Consider the following 8,647-nt stretch of genomic DNA (forward strand, 5'->3'; position numbering starts at 1 on the left):
GGGCTGGCGCGTTGTCACTCGCCGAGCTTCTTCTGCTCGATGTGCGCGTTGAGCGCGGCCAGTTCCGGTCGCGCGTCCAGCAGGGCGACCAGTTCGGCGCAGTTCAGCTTGTCCGCGGCGAAGTCCTCGATCAAGGTGCTGAGCAACCTGCGGTCGTCCTCGGTGTCCAGCGTCAGCCGGTACTGCGAGCCGCCGCCGGCCCAGGGCAGGCTGACCAGCCGGATGTCGCCGGGCCGGTTCTGGTGCAGGTACGGCGTGACGTGCTCCCGGTCGGCGGGCAGCGTGGCCCGCTCCTCCGCCTCGAACAACCGGGCCGCGGAGAACACCTCGTAGTCCATCCCGCGCGGGTGGGTCCGCTCCAGGCAGTTCGACAGGTAGACGTTCACGTCGTTCTCGGCCCGCCACCGTTCGACGCCGGAGGCAACGATCTCGGGGTCGATCAGCGGGCAGTCCGAGGTCACCCGGACCACGCCGTCGAGGCCGAACTGCCGGGCCGCGCCGGCGAACCGGCTCAGCACGTCGTCCTCGCTGCCGCGGAAGTACGGGATCCCGGCGCGTTCGGCCAGCCGGACGATCGGGTCGTCGTTGCCGTTCGTGGTCGTGGCCACGATCACCGGCAGGTCCGTCCGCCGCAGCCGGTCCACGTGGTGCTCGAGGTAGGTCCGGCCGCCGGCCTCCATCAGCACCTTGGCCGGCAGTCGGGTGCTCGTCGCCCGCGCCTGCGTGACGACGGCGATCTTCAGGCCGACTATGGGTGTCATGGCCACCGGAACATCTCCCGGATCTCGGCCGGGCAGGCGACGTGGTCGACCCCCAGCTCGGTGTCGGTGAACTCTCGGGCAATCGCGGGCGGGACGAACGGCTGGTCCAGCTCCGGCCACAGCCGCTTGATCCTGGCCTGGCCGCCGAACGAGGGGTGTTCGTTCTCCAGCACCATCGGGTCGCCGTAGACCCCGGGTTGCAGGCCGATCGAGGCGCCGTACAGGACGGCGGAGCTGAGCCGGTTGGAGGCGACGCGCCGATGTTTGCGGAGCTCGCGCAGTTGCTTGACCAGGAACTTGGCGTCGGTCCGGCGCCAGTGCAGGCCACGGTAGCCGTGGGTGATGACCCGGAACCCGGCATCCTTGTAGACGTTGCGGATGGCCGGCTTCTCGTACTCGTTCCAGTACAGGCAGACCGTCACCGGCCCGGTCTCGTGCTCCTTGATCGAGGCAACGATCCGGCCGTGGTCGCCGAGCACGTGCTGGCCCTCCCAGCCGTGGAACGGGTAGAAGATGGTGCCCTCGGCACCCTTCTTCGGCGTGGCCAGCTCGGGATGCACCCTGAGCAGGTACAGCCAGACCGAGCCGATCACCGAGTAGTTGCGCAGGCCCATCGAATGGCCGCGCCGCCGGACGCTGTCGGACCAGACGTACTTCGGCATCCCCGGCGCGAACGCGGTGCCGTGGGCGAACCCGTCCAGGATGTTCCAGCCGTGCTGGAGGTAACCCCAGATCCGCGGCGGCTTCGCGAGACCGGCGTACGACGCCATGATGTTGGCGTGGCCGTAGAAGTGGTTGGCGTGGTGCATCAGCGCCGTACCTTCCGCAGCACCCGGCGGACCCGGCGCCGGATCACCCGGGCCGGGTTGAGCACCGCGTGACCGACCCGGTAGGGCAGCGAGCGCCGGATCCCGCTGACCGTGCCTTCGAACAGGACAGCCCGAGCACTCGCCTCGGCCAGTTCCTCCGACAGCCGCGCGACAGTCGCCAACTGCTCGGCGCTGCCCAGCGGCCGGATCACCTCGGCGGTTCCCGGGAGGCCTTCCGGCACGGTGATGCCGGCCATCGAGGCGAGCCGCGCCGTCAACGCGTGCACGTCGCCTCCGGCCGGCCATGGTTGCCGTGAGCCACTTTCCAGCGTCCGCCGGGCGAACCGGGCCAGATGCCCGACGACGTCGAGATCCTGAGCCTCCCCGAACAGCCGGTACGACGTCCCGTCCAGGATCACGTTGTCCGGGGAACCGTTGCCGCCGTCGCGCAGCCAGGCCACGTACTCGGGAATGATCCGGCGCAAGGTCGCCTGGTCGTCGACCCGCAGGGCGGTCAGCAGGTACTCCTCGAGCAGCACGCCAGGACCTGCAGGTACCACGCCGGCCGGGACCGCGGCAGGCAGATCGGTGGCACCGGCAACGAAGTACCACGCGGGTGCCAGGTCGAGCGCCATACCGGCCTGGGCAGCGTCGAGCACCAGGCGGTACGGATCCATCAGGACCGGACCGGCGTTGCGCTCGGCAACAGCCCGGGCCGCGGTGACGGCGGCGAGGCCGTCGACGGAGGTCAGGCCGAGCTCGGCCTCGATCAGCGACGGGAACACTGCGTAGGTCCGGGCAACGTCGATGCCTGCGTCCCGCAGCGCCGCCTGCAGTGGCTTCAGGCCGGCCGGCGCGGTGTCCGCGACGTCGCGCCCCCAGTCCTCGTTGCGGGGAATTGCCGCGGTGATGCCGGGCTGGATCAAACGTTCGACACCGAAGGAATTCGTCGCGCCGAGGAGCAGGCGGCCCTCTGGCGCGAGCCGGTCGGTGAGGGTGGCGAGGGCATCCGCCCAGGTCAGCTTCGCGGTGTCGGGACCGACGAGTCGCTCCAGCCCGTCCAGCGCCACGATGACGTCGTACTGCTCCTCGGTCCGGAAACGGTCGAGGGAGCCGCAGTAGATCTCGCCCTTGGCGTCGGCGAGCAGTTCGGCGATCTCCTCGGCGTCCGGTGCGGACCGGACCAGGACGTCGACCGAGGTGGCGCGAGCGGTGACGCCGGTGATCAGGTCGAGGGCGTGCGGCCCGGCCACCAGCACCGAGTCGCCAGACTGGAGGGCAGCGGTGAGGAGCGCCTCGGCGGCGGGTCCGGCGGCCGCGGGGCGGGCGTCGACCGGGTGCAGATCCGACCAGTTGAGCATCTCCCCGCCGACCAAGTTCGATCGGGTCACAGCCATCACGTTAACGAACCAGCTTCACGAGGGTCTCGATCACCCGGTCGACGTCGGCGTCGGTCAGGTCGGGGAAGAGGGGGAGGGACAACTCCTCGGCGTAGAACGCCTCGGCGTTCGGGCATAGGCCGCGGCGGTAGCCCTGCCGCGCGAAGACGGGGTGCCAGTAGACGGGGATGTAGTTCACCTGGACGCCGATACCGGCCGCCCGCATCCCCTCGAAGACCTCGCGCCGGCGACCGCCGAGGACGCGGACCGGGTAGAGGTGCCAGGCCGGATCCACGCCGTCGCGCCGGACCGGTGTCCGGAGACCGTCGACGTCCCCCAGGGCCTCGTTGTAGCGGGCGGTGATCTCGGCGCGGCGGCGTTTGAAGCCCGCCAGTCGCCTGAGTTGGGACAGCCCGAGGGCACTGGCGATGTCGGTGAGGCGGTAGTTCACGCCGTACTCGTGAACCTCCTGGTGCCACGGGCCCTCGTCGGTGATCTCGAACCGGTCCGGGTCGCGGACCAGCCCGATGAAGTGGAACTCGTGGGCTCGCCGGCCGATCGCCGGGTCCTTGCAGATCACCGCACCGCCTTCGCCGGTGGTCAGGTTCTTGGTCGGGAAGAACGAGACCGTGGTCACGTCGGCCAGGTCGCCGACCGGACCGCCGTCCGCGCTGCCGCCGATCGAGTGGGCCGCGTCCGCGAGGGTGCGGGCGCCGACGCGATCGGCCAGCGGCTGCAGGGACGCGTAGTCCGCGGCCTGGCCGGCGTAGTCGACGGCGGCGATCACCTTGGTGCGCTCGCTGACCACCGCCTCGACGGCGGCCGGGTCGATCAGGGCGGTGTCCTCGTCGACATCCGCGAACACCACCGAGGCGCCGAGCATCGCGGCGCAGGACGCCGTCGCGACGAACGTCATCGGCGTGGTGACGACCTCGTCGCCAGGCCCCACGCCGAGCGCGGCGTACGCGATGTGCAGTGCGGCGGTGCCCGACGTACAGCTGACCACCCGGTGACCGCCGGTCAGCTCGGAGACCGCGGTCTCGAACGCGGTGACCGCCGGCCCGGTGGTCAGCCAGTCCCCGCGCAGGACGGCGGCGACCGCCTCGACGTCTTCCTCGGAAATGGACTGCCGTCCGTAGGGCAACATCAGTCGGTCTCGAGGATCTTGCGGATCTCGTCGATCGAGTACCACTGGTCGTTGGTGTCCGAGGCGTAGTGGAACCCGTCCGGCACCGGGATGCCGTCGGACGGGGGCAGGTAGCCCCAGCTGGCGAGGTCGGGCTGCAGGACGAACCGGTTGCCGAGGGCGAGCGCGCGGCGGCCCTCCTCCGGGCTGATCATCTCCTCGTGCAGCTTCTCGCCGGGACGCAGGCCGACGTCGTGCATCGTGGCGCCGGGCGCGATCGCCTCGGCCAGGTCGGTGACCTTCATCGACGGGATCCGCGGGACGTACAGCTCGCCGCCGGTCATCAGCTCGAACGAGTCGACCACGAACTCGACCGCCTGGGCCAGCGTGATCAGGAACCGGGTGCAGCGCAGGTCGGTGATCGGCAGCGACTCGCCGGCCGCGTGCAACGCCTTGAACTTCGGGATGATCGAGCCCCGGCTGCCCATCACGTTGCCGTACCGGACCACGCTGAACCGGGTGTCGTACGCCGCCGCGTAGTGGTTGCCGTTGATGAACAGCTTGTCCGCGGTCAGCTTGGTCGCGCCGTACAGGTTGATCGGGCTGGACGCCTTGTCGGTGGACAGCGCGACGACGCGCTTCACCCCGGAGTCGATCGCCGCCTCGATCACGTTCTGTGAACCGATCACGTTGGTCTGGACGAACTCCCACGGGTTGTACTCACCGCTGTCGACCTGCTTCAGCGCGGCCGCGTGGACGACGTGGTCGACGCGGTGCATGGCCCGCAGCAGCCTGGACCGGTCCCGCACGTCACCGAGGAAGAACCGCAGCCGCGGGTCGTCGCCGAACAGCTGCCGGACCTCCCACTGCTTCAGCTCGTCCCGGCTGAACACGATGATCCGGCGCGGGTTCAGCTGGTCGAGGGCGTGCCGGACGAACGCCCGGCCGAAGGACCCGGTGCCGCCGGTGACGAGAATGTCGGAGCCGGTGAGGATGGACACTACGGCGGACCCTTCTGACGGACAGTTCCGGGCACTCCACGGCGAGTGCAGACACGAACACGAACAATAGCTGCCCGGTTCCAGGCCCTCTCAATCCCGCGTCTCACGCCCGCGTGATCGGACCGACCCGCCGCCTCGGGCCCGGACCCCCGCGGCCAGCCGATACGGTCGGGGCGTGAAGCGCGTCGGGGTTCGGTGTGATGTGGGGCCGGGGCGGGGAATCGGGCACGTGATGCGGTGCCTGGCGCTGGCGGAGGAACTGCTCCGCCGCGGGCTCGAGGTGGTGTTCGGGTGTGACGCGCACACGGTGCCGTGGGCCGCGGCGCAGATCGCGGCCCGGGGGATCGCGGTGGAGCCGGCCGTGTGGACACCGGGCGAGCACGTCGCGCTCTTCGACCGGTTGGGAGTCGACGCGGTCGTCTTCGACTCCTATGACCTGGACGCGGCCGTCTACCGGGCCGTCCGCGCGACCGGGCTCCCGACGCTCGCCGTCGTCGACGGCGACTTCCGCGGCGCCGAGGCGGACGTCCTGGTCGATCAGAACCTCGCGGCCGAGCTGGACCACCCGCGCCTTCCGCCCGGTTCAGTCAGGCTCGCGGGGTTGCGGTACGTGATGATCCGCGACGAGATCCGCGCCCTCCGCCCGGTCGATCCACCGGCACCGCGACCGGCCGGCGTACCGAAGGTGTTCGCGTTCTTCGGCGGAACCGATGCGTTCGGAGCCGGTCCGTACGTCGTCCAGGCGCTCGCGGCGACCGGCGTACCTTTCCAAGCCACCGTGGTGGCTCCCGGCGTGGAACTGGCTGCCCGGACCGCCGCCGTCGAGCTGCGACCGCAGCAGCGCGTCGACGTGATCGGCCCGACAGATCGCCTGGCGGCCGAGGTACGCGCGGCCGACCTGACCATCAGTGCGTCGGGTACGTCGACCTGGGAGCTGCTGTGCCTCGGCGCGACCGCCGGGCTCGTGTGTGTCGTGGACAACCAGGTGATGGGTTACGAACGCGCGATCGCGACCGGTACGGCGGCCGGCGTCGGCGTCCTGTCCGACCTGAAAGCCGATCCGTCCGCCGCGGCCGCCGTACTCAAACGACTGCTCACCGATCCGGCCGAGCGGGGCCGGCTGGCTGTCGCCGGATGGCAGCTCGTCGACGGCAACGGGCGGGTCAGGGTCGCGGACGCGCTGCTCGGCCTCACCTGATCTCGTAGATCGTCGCGTCCAGGGTCGCGTGCCGGAGCCGGACGTAGTTCCGCAGGGCCGGTGAGACCTTCCCGGCCCGGTGGTCGGCGTACAGCCAGCGCACCCCGGCCTTGCGCAGCCGTTCGATCGCTGCCGGCGTCGGTGCGGTGAAGGCGATGTCGTTGGCGGCGAGCTCCTCGCGATTCCAGTACGGGATCAGACTCGGATTCCCGCCGGTGGTGAGTGCGATCCGGTTGGCCTGGTTGGAGTAGGACCAGCCCTCGAGCAGGACCGGACGCTCCGACAACGCCGCGATCCAGAAATGCCGGCTGTCGCACACGCCGTCGCGTTCGATGATGCAGTGAGCGTTGGTCACCACCAGGTCCCCCGGCTCACTGTTCCGCCGCAGCCAGCGCGCCGCGCCGGCCTCGGCCGCGGTCGCCCCGCCCCGGCCGGGACGCGCGAAGACCAGACTCGACGCCTGGTCCGAAACGAGCGCCTGCAAGGGGACCAGCACCGCCCCGATCATGCTCGCGGCGACCCCACCGGCGAGAAACGCCACCAGGATGTTGCCCGGTCGCCGCAACACCTTCCACGCAACGGCGACCACCACGGCAACGACCCCGAGCGCCGCGGCCGTCAACAACCACGGCCCCGTGATCCCGCGGAGGTCGGCCGACTGCATCCGGGCATACGCAAGCGCGACCAGCCCGAGCAACCCGGCGACGGCCACGAGCGCCACAGCGCGCCGATCGCCGAGCCGCCCGACGAGGTTCGCCAGGCCCACACACGCCAGTACGGCGATCACCGGGAAGGCCGTCCGCAGGAAGTACAGCTGGCTGATCCCCGACTGGGTCGTCGTCAGCGTGCCCAGCAATCCGGCGACCGCGAACCCGACCAGGAACACCGTTGCCGGATCACGCCATTTCCGGCCGAGGAACAACAATCCCGACGCCGCGAGTCCCCAGCTCAGCAAGGTCGTGGCCGCCGACAGCAGCTGTGCGTGCGGCTCGGCCACGAGCATCGAGTACGGCGCCAGTTGCACGAACGTGTGGAACGGCTTCACCTCCGTCCCCCACGTACTGCCGCCGAAGATCACCACCAGCGCGGCCAGGAAGATCGCCGACGACAGCACGCCGCCGATGAACGCCGTACGGGTGTTCCGGCGGATCATCGCCAGGTGGACGAACGCGAAGCCGAACCCGAACCCCAGCAGCGGAAGGATCGTCGATTTCGCCCCCGACGCGACCAGGGCGAGCAGGACCAACAGCACCCAGCGGCTCCGCGGCCGATCCGCCCGGAGTAGGTCGACCACGACAACGCACAGCGCCAGCGCGATCAGGACGCCGAGGTTCTGCGTCGGGCTCAGGTACGCCGCGACGGCGGTCGAGATCCCGCCCAGCCCGGTCTCGGCCAGCGGCTGCACCGCCCCGCCGAGACCTGCGATCAGTACGGCGAGCGGCCCCGCCCAGGTCGCGCCCGACTCCGGCGTCGGCGTGAACCGAGTGGTCAACGCGAAGACGAGTCCGCAACCGGCCAGGAACAGCGGCAACCAGGTCAGCGTGTGGATCAGATCGGTCAGGTCGATCCGCGTCGCCCACGCCGTCGCGGCCGTCGCCTGGTGGAAGAACGAGTGGTACTTCATCGGCTCGCCGCCGAGCCACAGCGTCGAGATCGGTACGTCGTACTTCGCGCTGGCCGCGAGTGCCTGCTGGAAGGCGAGATCCGGGTACGACCGCAGCGGGTCCGTGTACGCCGGCAGGAACTGACCCGGTCCTCGCCGATACACGACCAGGACGACGACGGCCGTCGCCGCCGCGAGCAACCACGCCTGCATCGGCCGGAGCGGCTGCTCGACCCGCCGCCAGACCCGGGCCCGGACGTCGCTGTCCACGAACGCGACGACCAGCACGACCGGCGCCCAGGCCCAGGACCACGCCTGCAGACCGACGGACGCGCAGGCCAGGTACACCACGATCTGCGCCGCGGTCCCGACCGCGAACCCGGCCGCGAGGTCCTCGACCAGGTTCCGCCCGTAGGCGCCGATCAGCCGCCACAGGACGAACCCCGGGAGCGCGATCCCGAGGGTGGTGAACAGCACGAATCGCCCGACCTCGAAGACCGTCGAGTCCAGCGCGAGCAGCACGACCGCGAGGATCAGCATCGCCAGCCCGGCCAGCAGGCCGGACAGCGAAGGGCCCGCCGTCCGCGGCCCCCGCCGCCTCGCCCTCGCGCGCATGTCGTAACACTAATGTGAAATCTGTCGCGTCACGAATGCACAGTGTCACAAAGAGTAATGTCGGATCGGAGGTGTCATGCGAACCGATCAGCCGATGCTCTCCGTCGTCGTACCGATGTACGACGAGGAGGAGGTGCTGCCGATCTTCTTCGGGC

Annotated in this window: 7 protein-coding genes; 1 reads left to right on the top strand and 6 read right to left on the bottom strand. The window is 70.4% G+C overall.

Going from position 1 to position 8,647, the window contains the following annotated elements; all coding sequences use genetic code 11:
- Positions 1-14: 14 nt before the first annotated feature.
- Genes ACYVOK_RS24090 through pseB form a run of 5 tightly spaced genes read right to left on the bottom strand, consistent with a single transcriptional unit; the run spans position 15 to position 5,076 of the window.
- Positions 15-761 (bottom strand): cytidylyltransferase domain-containing protein, encoded by a 747-nt coding sequence (locus tag ACYVOK_RS24090; protein ID WP_460664779.1) that lies wholly within the window; start codon positions 759-761, stop codon positions 15-17.
- Complete coding sequence (locus tag ACYVOK_RS24095; protein WP_460664780.1) at positions 758-1,570, bottom strand: hypothetical protein; 813 nt, start codon at positions 1,568-1,570, stop codon at positions 758-760. Before ACYVOK_RS24095 ends, ACYVOK_RS24090 begins: the two co-directional genes overlap by 4 nt.
- Positions 1,570-2,961: a class I SAM-dependent methyltransferase gene (locus ACYVOK_RS24100; protein ID WP_460664781.1), complete on the bottom strand. Its 1,392-nt coding sequence runs from the start codon at positions 2,959-2,961 to the stop codon at positions 1,570-1,572. The genes ACYVOK_RS24095 and ACYVOK_RS24100 overlap by 1 nt, the downstream gene beginning before the upstream one ends.
- Before the next feature lie 10 nt (positions 2,962-2,971).
- Positions 2,972-4,096 carry an aminotransferase class V-fold PLP-dependent enzyme gene (locus ACYVOK_RS24105; protein WP_460664782.1) on the bottom strand — a complete coding sequence of 375 codons (1,125 nt, stop codon included), beginning with the start codon at positions 4,094-4,096 and terminating at the stop codon, positions 2,972-2,974.
- Entirely contained in the window at positions 4,096-5,076 is a 981-nt protein-coding gene (pseB, locus tag ACYVOK_RS24110) for a UDP-N-acetylglucosamine 4,6-dehydratase (inverting) (protein WP_460664783.1), read from the bottom strand. Before pseB ends, ACYVOK_RS24105 begins: the two co-directional genes overlap by 1 nt.
- A 175-nt stretch (positions 5,077-5,251) precedes the next feature.
- Between pseB and ACYVOK_RS24115 the strand changes: the two genes are divergently transcribed.
- Positions 5,252-6,274 (top strand): PseG/SpsG family protein, encoded by a 1,023-nt coding sequence (locus ACYVOK_RS24115; RefSeq protein ID WP_460664784.1) that lies wholly within the window; start codon positions 5,252-5,254, stop codon positions 6,272-6,274.
- Here ACYVOK_RS24115 and ACYVOK_RS24120 read toward each other — a convergent pair.
- Positions 6,267-8,492, bottom strand: coding sequence for a hypothetical protein (locus ACYVOK_RS24120; RefSeq protein WP_460664785.1), 2,226 nt, complete (start codon positions 8,490-8,492; stop codon positions 6,267-6,269). The genes ACYVOK_RS24115 and ACYVOK_RS24120 overlap by 8 nt on opposite strands.
- Positions 8,493-8,647 lie beyond the last annotated feature (155 nt).

It is taken from the genome of Kribbella swartbergensis (genome assembly GCF_054784135.1).

Excerpts from the sequence above, each read along its gene's own strand:
- ACYVOK_RS24105 (WP_460664782.1), bottom strand. The coding sequence starts at position 4,096 with ATGTTGCCCTACGGACGGCAGTCCATTTCCGAGGAAGACGTCGAGGCG.
- ACYVOK_RS24120 (WP_460664785.1), bottom strand. The coding sequence starts at position 8,492 with ATGCGCGCGAGGGCGAGGCGGCGGGGGCCGCGGACGGCGGGCCCTTCG.
- ACYVOK_RS24090 (WP_460664779.1), bottom strand. The coding sequence starts at position 761 with ATGACACCCATAGTCGGCCTGAAGATCGCCGTCGTCACGCAGGCGCGG.
- ACYVOK_RS24095 (WP_460664780.1), bottom strand. The coding sequence starts at position 1,570 with ATGCACCACGCCAACCACTTCTACGGCCACGCCAACATCATGGCGTCG.